This window comes from Amycolatopsis ponsaeliensis, assembly GCF_030182635.1.
Classification (GTDB): Bacteria; Actinomycetota; Actinomycetes; order Mycobacteriales; family Pseudonocardiaceae; genus Amycolatopsis; species Amycolatopsis ponsaeliensis.
This window is the reverse complement of the sequence record NZ_JAPZLD010000045.1, coordinates 17,604-36,758: the sequence shown is the minus strand read 5'-3', so window position 1 is coordinate 36,758 and position 19,155 is coordinate 17,604. Positions and strand designations below refer to the sequence as shown.

The 19,155-nt window shown below is 71.2% G+C and carries 16 protein-coding genes; 5 read left to right on the top strand and 11 right to left on the bottom strand.

What is annotated here, in order from left to right:
• Nucleotides 1-15 precede the first annotated feature (15 nt).
• On the bottom strand, nucleotides 16-453 hold the full coding sequence (locus QQ657_RS44230; protein ID WP_284748374.1) for a DUF6292 family protein: 438 nt from the start codon (nucleotides 451-453) through the stop codon (nucleotides 16-18).
• Between the two features lie 54 nt (nucleotides 454-507).
• Nucleotides 508-1,164 (bottom strand): phosphoribosyltransferase, encoded by a 657-nt coding sequence (locus QQ657_RS44225; RefSeq protein ID WP_284748373.1) that lies wholly within the window; start codon nucleotides 1,162-1,164, stop codon nucleotides 508-510.
• Nucleotides 1,165-1,316: 152 nt separating this feature from the next.
• On the opposite strand from QQ657_RS44225, the gene QQ657_RS44220 reads away from it, so the two are divergent.
• Complete coding sequence (locus QQ657_RS44220) at nucleotides 1,317-2,756, top strand: glycoside hydrolase family 76 protein (protein WP_284748372.1); 1,440 nt, start codon at nucleotides 1,317-1,319, stop codon at nucleotides 2,754-2,756.
• A gap of 119 nt (nucleotides 2,757-2,875) precedes the next feature.
• Here QQ657_RS44220 and htpG read toward each other — a convergent pair whose 3' ends face one another.
• Entirely contained in the window at nucleotides 2,876-4,780 is a 1,905-nt protein-coding gene (htpG, locus tag QQ657_RS44215; protein ID WP_284748371.1) for a molecular chaperone HtpG, read from the bottom strand.
• A 163-nt stretch (nucleotides 4,781-4,943) separates the two neighbouring features.
• Here htpG and QQ657_RS44210 point away from each other — a divergent pair, with 163 nt between their 5' ends.
• The 3 genes from QQ657_RS44210 (at nucleotide 4,944) to QQ657_RS44200 (ending at nucleotide 7,973) form a co-directional block, all read left to right on the top strand.
• The gene (locus tag QQ657_RS44210; RefSeq protein ID WP_284748370.1) at nucleotides 4,944-5,885 is read left to right on the top strand and encodes a CE1 family esterase; all 942 of its coding nucleotides are present in this window, start codon (nucleotides 4,944-4,946) and stop codon (nucleotides 5,883-5,885) included.
• A gap of 110 nt (nucleotides 5,886-5,995) precedes the next feature.
• Entirely contained in the window at nucleotides 5,996-6,457 is a 462-nt protein-coding gene (locus QQ657_RS44205; protein ID WP_284748369.1) for an HNH endonuclease, read from the top strand.
• Between the two features lie 172 nt (nucleotides 6,458-6,629).
• The gene (locus QQ657_RS44200; RefSeq protein WP_284748368.1) at nucleotides 6,630-7,973 is read left to right on the top strand and encodes a protein kinase domain-containing protein; all 1,344 of its coding nucleotides are present in this window, start codon (nucleotides 6,630-6,632) and stop codon (nucleotides 7,971-7,973) included.
• Here the strand turns inward: QQ657_RS44200 and QQ657_RS44195 are convergent.
• Together QQ657_RS44195 and QQ657_RS44190 are read right to left on the bottom strand one after the other, a co-directional pair.
• Nucleotides 7,954-8,772: an alpha/beta fold hydrolase gene (locus QQ657_RS44195; RefSeq protein ID WP_284748367.1), complete on the bottom strand. Its 819-nt coding sequence runs from the start codon at nucleotides 8,770-8,772 to the stop codon at nucleotides 7,954-7,956. The two genes, QQ657_RS44200 and QQ657_RS44195, sit on opposite strands and share 20 nt — an antisense overlap.
• 80 nt (nucleotides 8,773-8,852) lie before the next feature.
• Nucleotides 8,853-9,722 (bottom strand): LysR family transcriptional regulator, encoded by an 870-nt coding sequence (locus QQ657_RS44190; RefSeq protein ID WP_284748366.1) that lies wholly within the window; start codon nucleotides 9,720-9,722, stop codon nucleotides 8,853-8,855.
• 71 nt (nucleotides 9,723-9,793) lie between these two features.
• Between QQ657_RS44190 and QQ657_RS44185 the strand changes: the two genes are divergently transcribed.
• Nucleotides 9,794-10,717, top strand: coding sequence for a DMT family transporter (locus QQ657_RS44185; protein ID WP_284748365.1), 924 nt, complete (start codon nucleotides 9,794-9,796; stop codon nucleotides 10,715-10,717).
• Here the strand turns inward: QQ657_RS44185 and QQ657_RS44180 are convergent.
• The 6 genes from QQ657_RS44180 to QQ657_RS44155 are packed head-to-tail and all read right to left on the bottom strand — an operon-like array spanning nucleotide 10,623 to nucleotide 19,146.
• On the bottom strand, nucleotides 10,623-12,449 hold the full coding sequence (locus QQ657_RS44180; protein ID WP_284748364.1) for a sialidase family protein: 1,827 nt from the start codon (nucleotides 12,447-12,449) through the stop codon (nucleotides 10,623-10,625). The two genes, QQ657_RS44185 and QQ657_RS44180, sit on opposite strands and share 95 nt — an antisense overlap.
• A 2-nt stretch (nucleotides 12,450-12,451) precedes the next feature.
• On the bottom strand, nucleotides 12,452-14,413 hold the full coding sequence (locus tag QQ657_RS44175; RefSeq protein ID WP_284748363.1) for a beta-galactosidase: 1,962 nt from the start codon (nucleotides 14,411-14,413) through the stop codon (nucleotides 12,452-12,454).
• Nucleotides 14,413-15,336, bottom strand: coding sequence for a dihydrodipicolinate synthase family protein (locus QQ657_RS44170; protein ID WP_284748362.1), 924 nt, complete (start codon nucleotides 15,334-15,336; stop codon nucleotides 14,413-14,415). The genes QQ657_RS44175 and QQ657_RS44170 overlap by 1 nt, the downstream gene beginning before the upstream one ends.
• Nucleotides 15,336-16,289: an oligopeptide/dipeptide ABC transporter ATP-binding protein gene (locus QQ657_RS44165; protein ID WP_284748361.1), complete on the bottom strand. Its 954-nt coding sequence runs from the start codon at nucleotides 16,287-16,289 to the stop codon at nucleotides 15,336-15,338. The genes QQ657_RS44170 and QQ657_RS44165 overlap by 1 nt, the downstream gene beginning before the upstream one ends.
• Complete coding sequence (locus QQ657_RS44160) at nucleotides 16,286-18,190, bottom strand: dipeptide/oligopeptide/nickel ABC transporter permease/ATP-binding protein (protein ID WP_284748360.1); 1,905 nt, start codon at nucleotides 18,188-18,190, stop codon at nucleotides 16,286-16,288. Before QQ657_RS44160 ends, QQ657_RS44165 begins: the two co-directional genes overlap by 4 nt.
• The gene (locus tag QQ657_RS44155) at nucleotides 18,187-19,146 is read right to left on the bottom strand and encodes an ABC transporter permease (RefSeq protein WP_284748359.1); all 960 of its coding nucleotides are present in this window, start codon (nucleotides 19,144-19,146) and stop codon (nucleotides 18,187-18,189) included. The genes QQ657_RS44160 and QQ657_RS44155 overlap by 4 nt, the downstream gene beginning before the upstream one ends.
• Nucleotides 19,147-19,155 lie beyond the last annotated feature (9 nt).

The window sequence follows — 19,155 nt, the reverse complement described above, 5'->3', positions numbered from 1 at the left end:
CGAGTTCTGCCTCACTCAGGCTTGGCCCTCGGGCAGGTAGACGTCGTCGCCCGCGTACGTGGCGAGGCGGGCGTCGAAGTCGTCCGGGGCCCCGGGTCTCCGGAAGTCCGGCGGGGCCGGCTGGCCGGGATAGCCGTCGCCGTAGAGACCGCGGACGAACGCCACGACCGCGTCCGGCGCCGGTAACACGTCTTCGCCCAGGTACGCGAGCACCACCACGTCCTCGCCCGTCGCCGACTCGACCGCCGCCGCCCAGCCGTCGCGCTCGTCCCACAGCAGTGCCGTCTCGTGGTCCGGGAACCGCGCGAGCCGCTGCTCCAGCGCGATGTACGCCGTGGCGGGCGCGTCCACCTCGCAGAACCACGCGGGCGCGTCCAGCTCGGCCGCGACGGCCAGCAAGTACTGTCTCAGCCCGCGCGCCGCCGCGCCGAGCCCGTCCCGTTCGATCGTCACGCGCCTGCCTTCCGGTCGATACCCCCGCCGGGTGGTACCCCGGCGCCCACCTGGTCAATCGCGGTACTCCCCCAGGTGGAGCAGCAGGTCAAGGACATCTTCGTCGCTCGTCTGGCGGAAATCCGCGTACCACTGGCCGACGGCGCGAAAGTCCGGCGGCTCGGTCACGCAGACGACGTCGTCGGCTTCGCCGCGCAACCCCGCCGCGGCGTCCGGGGCGCCGACCGGCGCCGCGAACACGACGGACCGCGGGTTCCCGGCCCGCACGTCGCGCAGTGCCGCCGTCGCGGTGACGCCGGTCGCGAGCCCGTCGTCGACGAGGATGACGTCGCGGCCGGCGAGGGCGGCGGCGGGCCGGCCGCGACGGTAGCGCTCGAGCCGGCGGCGTGCCTCCGCGCGTTCCCGTCGCTCCGCCCGCACCATCCGGGCCGCGGTCAGCTTCAGCCCGCGCAGGATCGCTTCGTCGTAGATCGCCGGGCCGTCCGGGGTCACCGCGCCGACGCCGAACTCGCGCCGGCCGGGCGCGCCGATCTTGCGCGCCACCGCGACGTCCAGCTCGGCGCCGAGCCGCCGCGCGACGACGGCGGCCACCGGCACACCACCGCGGGCGAGGCCGAGCACGAGCGGACCGGACCAGGGGCGCCGGCTCAGCTCTTCGGCCAGCCGCCGGCCGCCGTCCTCGCGATCGGCGAAGACCCGCTGGCCGTCCATGCCGGCTCCCTCCGCATCGGCCGCCAGGGTAAACCCGCGCCCCGGGGGCGACGTGCGTGAATTCCTGTCCGAAACCTGTCTCGGTGAGGACTGGACCAATAATATTAGCTCCCGAAAATGGAAGCATCGCCGTTCAGCGTGGAAGGTGGACGATGAGCTTCCTGGTTCCCCTGCTGACCGTGGTCCTGGCGGCCACTCCGACACCCGCCCCGAGCCCGGCCGCGGCCGCTCCGCTCGCGGTGATCTGTGACAAGTACTGCGACGCAAGGGATCCCGCGCTCTCCCCCGGCGACCGCGAAGGCGCGACGGCGTCCATCAGCGGGCGCCGGCTCTCCCTGCACCTCGACGACGGCGACGACATGGGCTGGGCGGCGATCACCGGCGGCGCGGCCGGCGACCACGTCTGGCTGGACCGCTCGTTCGACGCCGGGCGGACGTGGGCGTCGGGCAGCAAGCTGGGCGACACCGCGACGCCGTCGGGTTCGACCGGCTGGCGGACCCTGATGTACAACGCCGACGACTGGAACAACCTCGGTGTCGGCCTGCTGCGGGCGTGCGGGCAGCCCGCGGGTTCGGGGAGCATCGCGTGCACCGGCTGGGCGCGCACGACGTGGAACGCCTGGGACCGGCGCACGGCGGCCGCGACGGCGCTGATGGAGCGCTACAACCTCGGGACCGGCCTCTTCGACACGACCGGCTGGTGGAACTCGGCCAACGCGCTGACCGCGATCATCGACAACGCCCGCGTCAGCGGCATGAACAGCTACCGCTACGCGATCGACACCACGTACACGAAGAACCTCGCGGCCCAGGGCGGCCAGTTCCGGAACGACTACATCGACGACACCGGGTGGTGGGGCCTGGCGTGGGTGGACGCGTACGACCTGACGGGCGACAGCCGCTACCTGAACACCGCCCGCGCCGACGCGGACCACATGTTCGCCTACTGGGACGGCGTCTGCGGCGGCGGGGTCTGGTGGAGCACGAGCCGCACCTACAAGAACGCGATCCCGAACTCGCTGTACATCCAGCTGAACGCGGCTTTGCACAATCGGATCCCGGGCGACACGGCGTACCTGGCACGCGCCCGCGCGGGCTGGACGTGGTTCTCGGGCTCCGGCATGATCAACGGCTCGAACCTGGTCAACGACGGACTGACCACGTCGTGCGCGAACAACGGCCAGGCGGTCTGGACGTACAACCAGGGCGTGCCGCTGGCGGCGCTGACCGAGCTGAACCGCGCGACGGGGGACGCGAGCCTGCTGACGAAGGCCCGCGCGATGGCGAATGCGTCGACGACGAACGGCTCGCTCAACCCGGGCGGCATCCTCCGCGACCCGGGCGAGACGGCCGGGGGCGGCGGCGGGGACGGGCCGACGTTCAAGGGTGTGTACGCGCGGGACCTGGCGGTGGTGAACGCGGCGCTGTCGGACCACCCGTACACGAGTTACCTGCAGCGCCAGGCGAACTCGGCGTACGCGAACGACCGGAACAGCGCGGACGCGTACGGACTGATGTGGGCGGGCCCGTTCGACCAGGCCGACGCCGCGCGCCAGCAAACCGCCCTGGACCTCATGAACGCAGCCCCCTGACCGCGTGATCCGAGCCGGATCTCGCGTGTTTGGACCCGGATCTCGCGTGATTGAGGCCGGAACTCGCGAGTTCCGGCCTCAATCCCGCGAGTCACGGCTTCAAGCACGCGAGTTACGTGTCAGAGCGTCTTCTCCAGGCGGCTCGCGAGGAGCTTGATGAACCGGGCCGGGTCGCCCAGCTCGCCGCCTTCGGCCAGCAGGGCCATTCCGTAGAGCAGCTCCGCCGTCTCGGCCAGCCCCGAGTCGTCCGGACGCGCAGTGTGCGCTTCCCGCAGGCCGGTGACCAGGCCGTGGTCCGGGTTCAGCTCGAGGATCCGCTTGATCGGCGGCAGCTCCTGCCCCATCGCGCGGTACATCTTCTCCAGCGTCGGCGACAGGTCGTGCGTGTCCCCGACGATGCACGCCGGCGACGTCGTCAGCCGCGACGAGAGCCGGACCTCCTTGACGTCCTCGCCCAGCGCCGTGCCCATCCACGACAGCAGGCCCTCGAAGTCCTTGTTCTGCTGCTCGCGCGCGACCTCGGTGGCCTTCTTGTCCTCGTCCGACTCGAGGTCGACCTGGCCCTTCGCGATCGACTGGAACTGCTTGCCGTCGAAGCCCGGCACCGCGTCGACCCACATCTCGTCGATCGGGTCGGTAAGCACCAGCACCTCGTAGCCCTTGGCCCGGAACGCTTCCATGTGCGGCGAGTTCTCGATCGCGGACCGCGACTCGCCGGTCATGAAGTAGATGTGTTCCTGGCCGTCCTTCATCCGCTCGACGTACTCGCGCAGCGAAGTCGGCTTCTCCGCGTCGTGCGTCGAAGCGAACGACGAGATCTCGAGGATGGCCTCGCGGTTCTCGAAGTCGTCGAGCAGGCCTTCCTTGACCGCGCGGCCGAACTCGCGCCAGAACGTCGCGTACTTCTCGGCGTCGGCGGTCATCATCGCCTTGACCGTCGAGAGGACCTTCTTGACCAGGCGGCGGCGGATCAGCTGGATCTGCCGGTCCTGCTGGAGGATCTCCCGCGAGACGTTCAGCGAGAGGTCCTGCGCGTCGACGACGCCCTTGACGAACCGCAGGTACTCGGGGACGAGCGACTCGCAGTCGTCCATGATGAAGACGCGCTTCACGTACAGCTGGACGCCGCGCTTGCGCTCCCGCAGGAACAGGTCCATCGGCGCCTGCGACGGCAGGAACAGCAGCGCCTGGTACTCGAACGTCCCCTCGGCCTGCAGCCGGATCGTCTCCAGGGGGTCCTGCCAGTCGTGGCTGACGTGCTTGTAGAACTCGTGGTACTCGGCCTCGGTGACCTCGCTCGACGAGCGCGCCCACAGCGCCTTCATCGAGTTGACGGTCTCGGTCTTCGGCTCTTCGCCCTCGGCGGCCTCGCCGGCCATCCGGATCGGCCAGGTGATGAAGTCGGAGTACTTCTTCACGATCTCCCGGATCTTCGCCGGGGACGTGTAGTCGTAGAGGTGGTCCTCGGCGTCCTCGGGCTTGAGGTGCAGCGTGACCGTGGTGCCCTGGGGCGCGTCTTCGACCGGCTCGATCGTGTACGTGCCTTCGCCGGAGGACTCCCAGCGGACGCCCTCGGTGGTGCCCGCCTTGCGCGTCACCAGCGTGACCTTGTCCGCGACCATGAAGCTCGCGTAGAACCCGACGCCGAACTGGCCGATGAGGTCCTGCGACGCCGCGGCGTCCTTGGCCTCCTTCAGCTTGCTCAGGAAGTCCGCGGTGCCGGACTTGGCGATCGTGCCGATGAGGGCGACGACCTCGTCGCGCGTCATGCCGATGCCGTTGTCCCGCACCGTCAGCGTCCGCTCCGCGGCGTCCGTTTCGAGCGCGATGTGCAGGTCGGTGGTGTCCGCGCCGAGGTCCTTGTCGCGGTACGACTCCAGCCGCAGCTTGTCGAGGGCGTCGGACGCGTTGGACACGAGCTCCCGCAGGAACGTGTCCTTGTTCGAATAGATCGAATGGATCATCAGCTGGAGCAGCTGACGCGCTTCCGACTGGAACTCGAGCGTCTCGATCGGGGTGGTCACTTCCGGTCCTTTCCGGTGCGGGGTGCCGAGCGGGCCGATCCTACCGAGGCGGTCCGACATTCCCGGTGCTCACCCGGTCGTGCACTTTATGAACGCAATGTAGGTGGGTCCCGCCCCGCGGGGTGATGCTGGCCACGCCCCGCTGCCGATCAAGGAGGATCGAGTGCCCGGACCCCTGCCCCGGTGGGCGGCCGCGTTCGCCGCGGCCTGCGCCCTGACCACCGCCTTCGCCGCTCCCGCCGCCGCTTCGGGCGGCATCGTCGACCACCCCGTGCGCACCACCGGCTGCGGCCGCGCCGCCCCCGTGCCGTCCGGCGTGACGACCACCCGCCACGTCGTCTCCGGCGGGCTCGAGCGCGAGTACACCGTGCACCTGCCGGCGCACTACAACCCGCGCCGGGCGTACCCGCTGGTCCTGTCGTTCCACGGGCACAAGCGCACGTCGCAGTACCAGGAGGAGCTGTCCGGCTTCTCGGCGCTCGACGCGATCTCGGTCTACCCGCAGGGCCTGATCGGCACCGACGGCGAGTCGGCGTGGACCGGCGCGCCCTACTCGGCCGCCGCCGACGACGTCCTGTTCACCAGCGACCTGCTGAACTCGCTGCAGCGCGACCTGTGCGTCGACAACGACCGGATCTTCGCGGCAGGCAAGTCCAACGGCGGCGGGTTCGTCGGCGTGCTGGCGTGCCGGCTGCCCGGCCGGATCGCGGCGTTCGCCCCGGTGTCGGGCGCGTTCTACCCGCAGGGCGGCGCCTGCCACCCGAGCCGGCCGGCGCCGATCCTCGACTTCCACGGCACCGCCGACACGACCATCCCCTACACCGGCAACCCGGACAAGGGCCTGCCGTCGATCCCCGGCTGGCTGGCCGGATGGTCCACAAGGGACGGTTGCTTCCCGAAGCCCGTGTCGTGGACGCCGGTCAAGGGCGTGGTCGCGCAGAAGTGGCTCGGCTGCGACCGGCGGAGCACGCTGGAGCACTATCGCGTCGAAGGCGCCGGGCACGTGTGGCCGAGCACGCAGCCGAACAACGACTCGGCCACGCCGACGGTGATCGACGCGACGCCGGTCATCTGGCGGTTCTTCCGCACGCATCCGCTGCGGTGAAACACGATTGACGCAGGTCGCGCCCCTCGGCGACGATGATGCGCACCAGGCAGAAGCCGCCCGCCGGAGCAGCCGACGGGCGGCTTTTGCGTCATCGAAAGGGGTTCGCCATGCGCGTACTGGTGCTCAACGCCGGCTACGAGCCGCTGCAGACCGTGTCCGTCCCGCACGCCATCCGGATGCTGGTGCGGCACGTCGCCGAGATCCACGAGGCCGAAGACGGTCTCGCCTACGGGCTGTTCCCGCGCCCGAAGATCGTGCGGTTGCTGAGGTATGTCGTCATGAAGTGGCGATATACGCAGCCGCCGCGCTGGTCCCGCCGCGGGGTGCTGACCCGCGACGGCCACCGCTGCGCGTACTGCGGCCGCCGCGCGACGACGATCGACCACGTGACGCCGCTCAGCCGCGGCGGCGCGCGGACGTCGTGGCTGAACACGGTCGCCGCCTGCGGGGGCGCGTCCCGCAGCTGCAACGCGCGGAAGGCGGACAAGCTGCCGGCCGAGGCGGGGATGACGCTGCGGTTCACGCCGTACGTGCCGACGTGGGACCAGCTGCACGCGCTCACGGCGTGAGGCCGCGGCCCGCCTCACCGCCATGAAGGGCACCCTCATGGCTCTTATGTCCATGAGGGTGCCCTTCATGGATTTGGCGGGCTGCTCGTCGGCGGCCGGGCGGGTGGGTCGTTAAGCTCGAACCGATCGTCCCCCGCATCCGTGTGTCCCGGGGGAAGGCCGGGAGGTCGTCGTGACCGACGCAGGACAGCTGATCGCCGGGCGCTACCGGCTGGTCGACCGGATCGGCCAGGGCGCCATGGCCGTCGTCTGGCGTGCCCGCGACGAGCGGCTCGACCGCGTCGTCGCGGTGAAGCAGCTGGGCTACGACCCCTCCGGCGGCGGTCAGGGCGGACCGCGGGCACTGCGGGAGGCGCGGCTCACCGCGCGGCTGCGGCACCCGCACGCCATCACCGTGCACGACGTCGTCGAGCACGACGGCGCTCCGTACCTGGTCATGGAGTACCTGCCGGCGCAGAGCCTGGCCGACGTCCTGCTGGAGCGGGAAAGCCTGCCCGCCGATCAGGTCGCCCGCATCGGCGAACAGGTCGCTTCGGCGCTCGCCGCCGCGCACGCCGAAGGCATCGTCCACCGGGACGTCACGCCCGGCAACGTCCTCACCACGCCTGACGGCGTCACGAAGATCGCCGACTTCGGCATCTCCCGCGCCACCGGCGAAGGAACCGTGACGGGCGGCGGGTTCATCGCCGGCACGCCCGCCTACCTGGCGCCCGAAGTCGCCGGGGGCGCCGAAGCCGGGTTCCCCGCGGACGTCTTCTCCCTCGGCGCGACGCTCTACCGTGCGCTGGAGGGCATCCCGCCGTTCGGCACCGACGACAACACCATCGTCCTGCTGAAGCGGGTCGCCCGGGACGAGGTCACCCCGCCGAAGCACACGGGCCCGCTGGCCGAGGTGCTCGGCCGGCTCCTGCAGCGCGACCCGGCCCAGCGCCCGTCGATGGCGGAGGTCCAGGAGCTGTTCGAGGCGGTCACCGGCGGCCGTCCGCTGCCCCCGCCGCGTGCCCGGCCCCGCACGGAAACCCGCATGCTGCGCCTGCCCCGCCCACGCCGCCGGGCGGTGCTGGCGTCCGCGGGCGGAGCCGTGCTGCTGGCCCTGGGCGTGGTGATCGGGACGGCGCTCGTCCCGGACGCCACGACGCCGATCGCGGCGCCGGCGTCGTCCACGCCCCCGACGACGGCACCCCCGACGACCACCACTCCCGCCGACCTGGGCTGTTCGGCCAGCTACGCGGTGACGACCTCCTGGCCGGGCGGCTACCAGGTCCAGGTGACGATCCGCAACGACCACGGCACCGGCCTGCGAGGCTGGAGCGTCCGCTGGTCGCTCCCGGCCGGGCACCGCATCGCGGGCCTGTGGAACGGGACGTTCACGGTCGAGGGCACGACGGTGACGGTGGACAACGCGGACTGGAACGCCAAGCTCGACGCGGGCGGCTCGACGACGTTCGGCTTCAACGCGGTCACCGGCAACGGCAATTCCTCCGCCCGGCCGGAGCTCACTTGCCGGACGGTGTGAGCATCGGCCGCAGCAGCTCCCCGTAGGCCGGCGCGTGGGTGAGGTGGGGAACGTGCCCACCGGGCGTTTCGACCAGCGGCACGCCGAGCTGTCCGGCCAGCCACGCCGAACACTCGGCGAGCCAGTGCCCGTCCGCGGCCGGGTCCCGGCTTTCCGCTCCCGCGGTGACCGCGCAGGGAATCCGGACCGCCGCGAGCTGTTGCTCGGTCGGCTGGTAGTTCAGGGCCGACGTCAGCTCAACGCCGAACAGCACTTCGCCGTCGCCGAGCAGCCGATCCCGGAACGCGGGGTCGAACGCCTCGTAGGCGTCATCGCCGGCGACCCACCGCTGGAACCTCTCGACGGCCACCCGTGGGCCTCCCTCCGCCATCCCGGTGGCGATGACGTCTTCGAGGGCCTTGGCCGCGGCCTCCGGAGCCGACGTGACCGCGAGATAGGGCGGTTCGTGGAAGACGGCGCCCCGCACCACTTCCGGATGCCGGATCACGAGGTTCGCCAGGATCATCGCACCCATGCTGTTCCCGCAGCCGGCGACCGGACCGAGACCGAGCGCCGTGACCAGCGCGGCCGCGTCGTCGGCTTGTTCGTCGATGGTCGTGGTGGACCAGCCGGCCGGGCGGGGGCTCCGTGAATTGGCTCGCCGGTCGTAGGTGAGGACCGTGTATTCGTCCGCCAGGGCATCGGCGACTTCGGTCCATTGACCGGCGTCGCCGACCGCGCCCGAGATGAACAGCAGCGACGGTCCCGCACCGCGCAGTTCGTAGTACAGCGTTGTTCCGTTTACCGTAATGAAAGACATGGCCATTCGCCTCCTCCGCGAGCCGACCACGGCCGGTGGGCGACCACCAGAGCACAACGGCCCTGAAGAGAAGTCACGGTCTAGCGCTCGCGGGCCGCCCGTTCCAGCTCGTCCAACACCGTCCGGACATCCGGCCGCCGCGCCAGTCCCGATCTGGTCAGCGCGAACACCTTGCGCGTCAACGGTTCCTCCAACGAGTGCAGGTGCACCCCCAGCGGGCCGTCCGGCAGCGCCATCCTCGGCACCAGCGCCACCCCCGCACCCGCCGCCGCCAACGCGACCAGCACCGCGAAATCCGCCGACTCCGCGACCACCGACGGCACGAACCCCGCCGCACCGCAAGCACGCTGGATCATTTCGTAGCACGACAGGTCCGAGGACGGCACGAGCCACGGATGATCCGCGTAGTCGGCCAAGCGCACCGGCCCCCGCTCCGCACGGCTCGACGCCAGCAGCACCGGCTCCTCGAGCAGCACCCGCTCCTCGCACCGCGGCGGGATGTCCCGTGGCAGCAGCGAATAGCTGTGCACGATCGCGATGTCGACGTCCTGGCGCCGCAGCGACTCCAGGGCCGCGGCCGGTTCCTGCACCACCAGCCGCAGGGAAACCGGGCCGCCCCACACCCGCGGCACCAGCCCGCGCGCCGCCGAGGCGAAGGCGGCCACACGGACCGTCCCCGAGCCGTTCCCCGCCACCGCCGCCAGTGCGGACTCCGCCGCGGCCAGGTCGTCGAGGATGACTTCGGCGTGCGAGACCAGCAGCCGCCCGGCCGGGGTGAACGCGAGGACGCGGCCCTGCTTCTCCAGCAACGGGACGCCCGCCTCGCGTTCGAGCGCCGCCAGGTGCTGCGAGACCGCCGGCCCGGTCAGGTGCAGGGCCGCCGCCGTGGCGGCGACGGTCCGGTGCTGGGCGAGTGCGTGCAGCACGCGTAGCCGTCGAAGCTCCATCATGAAGTCATACTTTCCGAATAGCGAAGAAAGCTTAACTGGTACTTAAGCAGACTACTGCCGACGATGGAGCCGTGAAACTCCTGGCTCTGGCCCTCACCGTCGTGCTCTGGGCGTCGGCGTTCCCCGCCATCAAGGTCGGCCTCGACGGCTACGGCGTCGCCGGGCTGTCGTTCGCGCGGCTCGCGGTCGCCTCGGCCGTCCTCCTGCTCGCCGCACCGATCCTCAAGGTGCGCCTGCCCCGCGCGAAAGACCTGCCCCTGATCGCACTCTGCGGGCTCGCCGGGATGAGCGCGTACCAGGTGCTGCTCAACTGGGGCGAGGTCCACGTCCCGGCCGGCACCGCCAGCCTGCTCGTCTCGGTGGCCCCGGTGTTCAGCGTCCTGCTCGCGACGGCGTTCCTCGGCGAACGGCTCACCATGGCCAAGGTGCTCGGCAGCGCCGTCGCCCTCGGCGGCAGCGCGCTCATCGCCACCGGCAGCGGCCTCGCGTACTCACAAGCCGCCTGGGTCGTCCTCGCCGCCGCGGCCGTCCAAGGGATCTACCACTTCTGCAGCAAGCCCCTGCTCGAGCGCTACACCGGACTCGAAGTCGCCTGCTACGCGATGTGGGCCGGGACGCTGTTCCTGGCCCCGCTCGCACCCCAGGCCCTGCACGCGGCCGAGACCGCCCCGGCGAGTGCGACCCTGGCCGTCGTCTTCCTCGGGGTACTCCCCTCGGCCGCCGGGTTCGTCGCCTGGGGATACGCCGTCGCGCGGCACTCGATCGCCGTCGCGACCGGCACGCTCTACCTCGTCCCGGCCGTCGCCCTCGCGGTCGCGTTCGGCTGGCTCGGCGAGGTTCCCACCTGGGTGGACGCCGCCGGCGGTGCGCTCAGCATCGCCGGCGTCGTCCTCATCTCCCTCAGCCGTGGAGCCGGTCGAACGGCAGCCGCAGCACCTGGCCCGCCGGAACCGGCGCGTTCCGCAGCCGGATCGCGTCGAGCTCCGGTGCCGTGAGCGCCCGGCGGTAGAAGCGGATCTCGTCGAACGAGCCGTTCCAGCGGTACTGGTTGTCCAGCCGCTGCCCCAGCTGCAGCTGGAACGACACCGTCCGGCTCACCGAACCCGCCGCCGCGGCACCCGAAGCGACCTGGACGCCGTCCACCCACAGCAGCAGCTTCCCGCCGGTGCGCTCGAGCGCCACGTGGTGCCAGGCCTGGTCGTCGTACGCCTGCGCGGAAGTGACCGACGCGCTCCCGGCCGCCGTGGTCATCATCGCGATCAGCCGGTGGTTCGCCGGCTCCCCGCGCAACCACAGCTGGGGCGCGGTGGTGCCCATCCCGCCCAGCCAGAACAGCACCTGGTTGCCCTTCGTGGCGCCGTACCGGAACCAGCCCGTCCACGTGAGGTCACCCTCCCCCGGGGGCTGCGCCGGGTCATAAGGCACCCGGACGTAGTCGTCGACGCCGTCCAGCGTCAACGCCCCGCCGAAGCGTCCGGCAGCAAGCGAAGCACCGCCGAGAACCCGGGCGTCGGCGTGTCCCGAAACGTCCGGTGTGGACGGTCCCGCCGAGTTGTGCCACCCCAGGTAGTCCTCGTTGAAGCGCGCGAAACGGATCTCGTCGCGCGCGTCGACGGCGCCGCCTTCGTACATCAGCCCGATCTCCGAGCCGCCGATCTGCACCAGGTCCGAATATCCGGACCAGTCGGTGGTGATCTGCGTGCCCTGCTCGGCGTTCTCCCACGTCCGGCCGTTGTCGTACGACGACCGGATCATCATCCAGCGGCGCCGGTCGGTGTCCGACGGCGACGAGAACAGGAGACGGTTCCCGACACGCACGATTGCTCCCTGCACCATCGGCGTCACCAGGTCGGGGATGGTGGTGAAGGACTTGGTGAACGTCTCGCCGCCGTCACGGCTGATCGCGTAGTCGCGGTTGCCGATGTCGGTACCGCCCTGCTCGCGGCCGCCGGCGTAGATCGACCCGTCGGCCAGCTCGACCACCGTGACTTCCGACGGTTTTTGCGTGTACGTCCCGTCGACCGGGTGCGGGTAGCTGTTCACCGCGCCGACGCGCCAGTTGCGGCCACCGTCGTCGCTGTAGACGAGGCCCGCGTGGTTCTCGACGGAATGAGACCCGTCGCTGGTTTCCGCGTTGACGCCGAACACGAGCCGCCCCGCGTACCGGCCACGAGTCAGCTGGATCCCGTGCACCGGACCGGACGCGTACCACGAGTCCCAGTTCGGCAGCTTCGCCTGCGCGCTGATGTCGACCGGCGTGGACCAGGTCAAGCCGTCGTCGTCGCTGTATTGCGAATGCGGGGTGCGCGGGCACGGGACGTCGCACGCCTTGTCGTCGTCGCGGCCCTTGTTGTACGTCGTGATCAGGACGATCCGGCCGGTGCGGCTGTCCACGATGGGCACCGGATTGCCGTGGGTGTCCCCGCCACCGCGGTTGACGACCTGCAGCGGCGACCACGTCTTCCCGCCGTCGGTGGACCGTTTGAGGACGAGGTCGATGTCGCCGGTGTCGCCGCAGTTGTCGATGCGGCCCTCGGCGAACGCGAGCAACGTGCCGTGGGTGGACTTCACGATCGCCGGGATCCGGAAACAGCTGTACCCGGGATCCTGCGAAGCCTTGAACAGCACCTGCTGGTCGAACTGCGGCGCGGCCTGCGCCGGGCTCACGGCGAGCAGCGAACTCGCCACCAAGGCCACCAAGGCGGCCCATCTCCCCAGTGTTCTCATTCTCATCCCTTCAGGACGGCGACACCTCGCGGGGCGAGCCGGACCTCCCGGACCGGCCGCGACGGGTCGGTCAGCAGGTCCGGCGCGGCGTGCGGCAGGTCGACGGTGACCGGCTCGGTGCCGTGGTTGAGCAAGATCAGGTAAGCGCTTTCCTCGCCGTGCCGGACGACCGCCTGGACCCCGGGCGCAGTGGCGAGCACCGGCGTCACCCCGGCTTCGGCGGTGACGCGGCCGAGCAGCGGAGCCAGGTCAGGCCGCGTCCCCACGTACCAAGCGACGCCGTCGCCGAACGCGTGACGGGTGATCGCGGGCCGCCCGGCCAGCTCGCCCGAGGCGAACGACGCGACGACCTCGGCGCCTTCGAGTTCGACCCATTCGGACCAGATCGAACCGGAATCCGTTGTCCCGTCGGCGAAATCGAGGGAGATCGATCCGTCCAGGGGCCAGAACTCGTCGACCCGCAGGCCGAGAACGTCCCGCAGCGGCGCGGGATGCCCGCCCAGGTAGGCACGGTCGCAGCCGTCCACGATGCCCGAGAAGTACGACACCACGAGATGCCCGCCGCCCGCGACGTACGCGCGCAGGTTGTCCGCGGAAGCCTGCTCCAGCAGATACAGGTTCGGGACGACGACCAGCTTGTAGCCCGTGAGATCCCGCAAGGGGTGGACGACGTCGCAGGTGATGTTGGCGTCGAACAACGGCGCGTAGTGCGCGAGGTGCGTCTCGAGCTGGTCCAGCTGAGCCGGGTGCGAGTCGAGTTCGAGGCCCCACCAGCTCGGCCAGTCGTGCAGCAGGGCGACGTCGGCCCGCACCCGCGTCCCGGCCAGCCCGGGCACGCGCGCCAGCTCTTGCCCGAGCGCGGCCGTCTCCCGGAACGTCCGGGTCTCGCGCCCGCCGTGCGGGACCATCGCCGAGTGGAACTTCTCGGCACCACCGCTGGTCTGGCGCCACTGGAAGAACAGCACGGCGTCGGCGCCCTGGGCGATGGCCTGCCAGCTGCCGAGCCGCATCGCACCCGGCGGCTTGGGGCTGTTGCGGGGCCGCCAGTTCACCGCGCTCGGCGCCTGTTCGAGGAGCATCCACGGCTGGTCCTTCGTCGACCGGACCAAGTCGTAGGCGAACGCGGCTTCGACATGGGCGCGCGGGTCGTAGGGGTCCGGGTACGAATCGAGGCTGACGACGTCTTCGTACGGCGTCCACGTGTGCCAGTCGAGAGCCTTCTGCACCAGGCCGACGAAGTTGGTCGTAATCGGCGTGTCCGGGGTGATCCGCCGCAGCACGCGCTGTTCGGTCAGGAAGCAGCCGAGTGAGGCGTCCGAGGAGAACCGGTGGAAGTCCAGCTGCTGCGCGGGATTCGGGAACGTCGGCGCGACGCGCGGCGGCAGGATTTCGTCCCACGCGGAGTAGCGCTGGGACCAGAACGTCGTCGTCCAGGCCGCGTTCAGCGCGTCGATGGAGCCGTAGCGCTCCCGCAGCCAGCGGCGGAAATCCGACGCCGACTCGTCGCAGTAGCAGGCCCGGATGTGGCAGCCGTACTCGTTGCCGATGTGCCACATCGCCAGCGCCGGATGCCCCGCGTAACGCGTCGCCAATTCCGAGACCAGCCGTTCGGCGTGCGCACGGTAGACCGGGCTGGACGGGCAAAACTGCTGCCGCGCACCGGTTGACAGCCGGACGCCGTCGGCGCGCACCGGCAGGATCTCCGGGTGCGCGTGGGACAACCACGCCGGCGGCGACGCGGTCATCGTCGCCAGGCACACCCGGACTCCCGCACCGGCGAGGCCGTCCATCACGTCGTCGAACCAGCCGAAGTCGTACTCCCCCGGCCGCGGTTCGACGGCCGCCCAGGAGTAGATCCCCGCCGTCACCATCGTGACGCCGGCTTCGGCCATCAGCTTCAGGTCTTCGCGGCGGACCTCTTCGGACCAGTGCTCCGGGTTGTAGTCGGCGCCGTAGCGGATCATCAGAGCAGGCCGGCTTCGGCGAGCTTCTCCTTGATCCGCAGCAGTTCCTCGTCGTCCAGGGGAAGCTGCGGCGGCGCCATGACAGCGTTGTCGATGAACCCGCGCATCTTCATCGCGGCCTTGAAGGCACCGAGCCCGGCCGAGCCGCGGCCCATCCGGCTCGGCGGCGCCACGGACGTGATGGAGAACAGCTTCAGCAACCGTTCCTGCTCGCGCCGGGCCGCAGCGAGGTTCCCGGACTTGAAGTGGTCGTGGATGAGCACGTACCCGACCGGGTCGACGTTGCCGAGGCCCGGGACGGCGCCGTCGGCACCCATCGCCAGTGCCGCGTCCACGATCAGCTCGGACCCGGTGAACACGGCGAAGGTGTCGAGGCCGCGGTCGCGCTTGCCCAGCAGCACGGCCCGGAACGCGGCTTCGTCGCCGCTGGAGTCCTTGAGCCCGGCGAGGACGCCGTCGGCGGCCAGGTCGAGGACCATCCCGCCGTCGAGCTTCGTGTGCACCGCGACCGGGATGTCGTAGGCGACGATCGGCAGCGCCGTGCGTTCGTGCAGCAGGCGGAAGTGCCGGTCGACCTCGGCGACGTGGGTCCGCGTGTAGTACGGCGCGGTGACGACGACGGCGTCGGCCCCGGCCGCTTCGGCCGTCTTGATGTGCTCGGCGACCCGCAATGTCGTCATGTCGATACAACCGGCGAGCACCGGCACCCGGCCGGCCACCTGGTCGACCGTGGTTTCGACGACGACGCGGCGCTGGGCGTCGGGCAGGAAGGCGACCTCGCTGGAGGAGCCGAGGACGAAGACGCCGTGCACCCCGGCGTCGAGCTGAACCTCGACGTGGCGGCGCAGCGAGTCGGTGTCCACGCTGAAGTCGTCGTTGAACGGCGTGCACAGCGGCGGGACGATTCCGGCGAACTTCGGCATCAGGCGCTCACTCCGGTAGGGATCTCGGGATGGATGCAGCGGTAGGTGTGGCCTCCGCCCGCCGCGGCCGGCGGGGGTAGTTCGGCCGCGCACTCGTCGGTGGCCTTCGGGCAGCGGGTGCGGAACGAGCAGCCGCTCGGCGGGTGCGTCGCCGACGGCACCGGCCCGGTGAGCACGATCGGCTCCACCGGGTTCAGCAGGCTGGGCGTCGCCGAGAAGAGAGCCCGCGTGTACGGGTGCCGGGCGTCGTCCGGCAACGCGCCCGCCGGGGCCTCTTCGACGATCCGGCCGAGGTACATCGTGACGATGCGGTCGCTCATCTTCTTGACGGTCTGGATGTCGTGGGAGACGAAGACCATCGCCAGGTCCAGCTGTTCGCGCAGGTCGAGCAGCAGGTTGAGGATCTGGGCGCGGACCGAGACGTCGAGGGCGGACGTCGGCTCGTCGGCGACCAGCAGCGCGGGCCGCAGGGCCAGGGCCCGCGCGATGGCGACGCGCTGGCGCTGGCCGCCGGAGAGCTGGCCCGGAACCGCGTCGGCGGCGCTGGCGGGCAGGCCGACCAGGGACATCAGCTCGCGGACGCGGTCGTCGCGCTCGGCCGGCGTCCCGGCGTGGTGCACGTCCAGGGGGTCGCGGATGATCCTGGCGACGGCGAGCCGGCGGTTGAGCGCGGTCGACGGGTCCTGGAAGACCATGCCGACCTCGCGCCCGGACCCCTCGTCCAGGGGCTTCCCGCGGAAGCGGACCGTGCCCGCGGTCGAGGGCTGCAGGCCGACGATCACCTTGGCCAGGGTGGACTTCCCGCAGCCGGACTCGCCGACGACACCGATCGTCTCGCCCGGGTTCACGACCAGGTGGGCGTCGGTGAGGGCGTACACGTTGTCGTGGCCGAAGAGGCCGCGGCCGCGGATCTTGTGCACGACGTGGACGCCGTCGAGCTCCAGGAGGTTCACGCCGTCACCTCCTTCTCGCGGGCGATGTCGACCGCCGGGAAGTGGCAGGCGACGAGGTGGTCGACCGGCTCGCCGAAGCGGACCGGGGTCTCGTCGTGGCACTTGGCGCGGGCGGCCGGGCAGCGGTCGGCGAAGCGGCAGCCCGCCGGGAACTCGGCCGGGGCCGGCACGACGCCCTTGATCTGGGTGAGCCGGGCCTCGTTCTCCTCCAGCGACAGCACCGCGCTCAGCAGGCCGCGCGTGTAGTGGTGCCGGGGCGAGCCGACGACTTCGGCGGTGCTGCCCAGCTCGGCGACCTGGCCTCCGTACATCACGACGACGCGGTCGGCGATCTCGGACACCAGCGCGAGGTCGTGCGAGACGAGGATGAGCGCGAAGCCGAGCTCCTCCTGCAACCGCAGCAGCAGCGCCATGATCTGGGCCTGGACGGTGACGTCCAGCGCCGTCGTCGGCTCGTCGGCGACGATCAGCTTCGGGTCCCGCGAAAGCGCCATCGCGATCAGCACGCGCTGGCGCTGGCCGCCGGACAGCTCGTGCGGGTAGGCGCGCAGCGTCCGGCCCGGGTCGAGGTTGACCAGTTCGAGCAGCTCGGCCGGGGTGCGGGTGCCGCCGCGGCGGGTGAACTGCTTGAGCTGGGCGCGGATCGTCATCGCCGGGTTGAGCGAGCTGAGCGCGTCCTGGTAGATCATCGCGATGTCGTGGCCGAGGTGGCGGCGGCGTTCGCCGGGGCGCAGGGCGAGCAGGTCGCGCTGGGCGAACCGGATCTGCCCGGACACCTGCGCCGTGGCCGGCTGGAGGCCGAGGATCGACAACGCGGTGAGTGTCTTGCCGCAGCCGGATTCGCCGATCAGGCCGAGGACTTCCCCGGCGCGGACGCTGAAGGACACCCCGTCCACGACGTCGACGCCTTCGTGGCGGCCCGGGAACGCGATCGCCAGCCGGTCGACTTCCAGGACCGTGTCCCGGTGGTCGAGCGACCGGGCCGTGCGGGCCAGCCGCTCCCCCGCTTCCCGCAGGCCGGCGATCGGCAGGACGGGCGCGGTGTCGGCGTCTTCCCGCTTGGCGACGGCCTTCGCGACTTCGGCCGCCTTGACCGCGCGGGCCGACGGCGCGGCCCAGGCGTCCGAGATCCGCTCCGACAGGATGTTCAGCGCGAGCACCGTCACGAGAATCAGCAGGCCGGGGAACAGCGTCGCCCACCAGCCGCCGGTCAGCACGAGGTCCTTGCCGTCGGCGAGCACCGAGCCCCACGACGGGTCCGGCGGCTGGATGCCGGCGCCGATGAACGACAGCGACGCCTCGAACACGATCGCGTCGGCCACCGTGACCGTGCAGTACACCAGCACCGGGGCCGCGCAGTTGATCGCGACGTGCCGGGTCAGCACGAAGAACCGCTTCGCCCCGATGACGCGTTCGGCCGCGACGTAGTCCTCGCCGTACTGGGCCAGGACGTTCGCCCGGATCACCCGCGCCACCGGCGGCGTGTTGAGGAACCCGATGGCCAGGATCAGCACGACGATGCCGTGGCCGAACACGGCGACGAGCACCGCGGCCAGCGCGATGCCGGGAAACGCCATGATGACGTCCAGCACGCGCATGACCACGGCGTCCACCCGGCGGTGCGACGTGGCGGCGAACGCCCCGATCACCGCCCCCGACACGAGCGCGAGCGCCACCGCCCCCAGGCCGATGGCGAGCGACCAGCGCGTGCCGGCGACGAGCCGGGAGAAGATGTCCCGGCCCGACGTGTCCGTCCCGAACCAGTGGGAACCGCTAGGCCCGCCGGTGTCGGTGCTCAGCGCGTCCGGGTTGTGCGTCGCGACGAGCGTGCCGAGCACGGCGACCAGCAGCAGGACGCCGAGGATCGCGAGCGCGGGCCAGGCCGCGCGCAGGCCCTTCACGCGTGGCTCCGCAGGCGCGGGTTCGCGATCAGGTACAGGACGTCGACGATCAGGTTGACCAGCACGAACCCGATCGCGATGGTGATGACGAAGCCCTGCACCTTGGCGGTGTCGCCGTCGGTGACGGCCTGGATCATGTTCTGCCCCATCCCCGGCAGCGCGAACATCGTCTCGATGACGACGGCGCCGCCCAGCAGGTAGCCGACCCGCAGGCCGAGCACGGTCAGCGGCGTGACCAGCGCGTTGCGCAGCACGTTGCGCCCGACCACGACCACCGGCGGCAGGCCGCCGCCCCGCGCGGTGCGGACGTAGTCCTTGTCCAGTTCCTCGACCATCGACGTCCGGATCACCCGGGTCAGCTGCGCGGCCACCGGCAGCGCCAGGGAGACCGCGGGCAGCGTCAGCGAGTTCAGCCAGCCGCCGAAGGAGTCGGCCGGGCTGACGTAGCCGCTGGTCGGGAACAGGCCCTGGCCGACGGCCAGCCACTGGACCAGCAGCAGCGCCACCCAGAACGCCGGCGCGGCGACCCCGGCCAGGGTGACCACCCGGATCACCTTGTCCGGCCAGCGGTCGCGGAACAGCGCCGACGTCACGCCGAGCACCAGCGCCGTCACCAGGGCGATGACCAGGCCGAGCAGGGTCAGCTGGACGGTCAGCGGCAGCGCGGTCGCGATCGTGTCGCCGACCGGCTGCTTGGTGATCACGCTGGTGCCGAAGTCCCCCTGCACCAGGTGCCAGACGAAGTGGACGTACTGCAGCGGCAGCGGGTCCAGCAGCCCGTTCTCGAGCCGGAACTGCTGCAGCTGCTCGGCGGTGGCGTTCGCGCCGTCGAACGCGGCCAGCGCCGGGTCGACCGGCGCGAACCGCATCACGATGAACACGAACAGGATCACGCCGAGCAGCAGCGGGATCAGGGCGAGGATGCGGCTGAGCAGCATCCGCACGACGACGGCCACGGGTGTTCT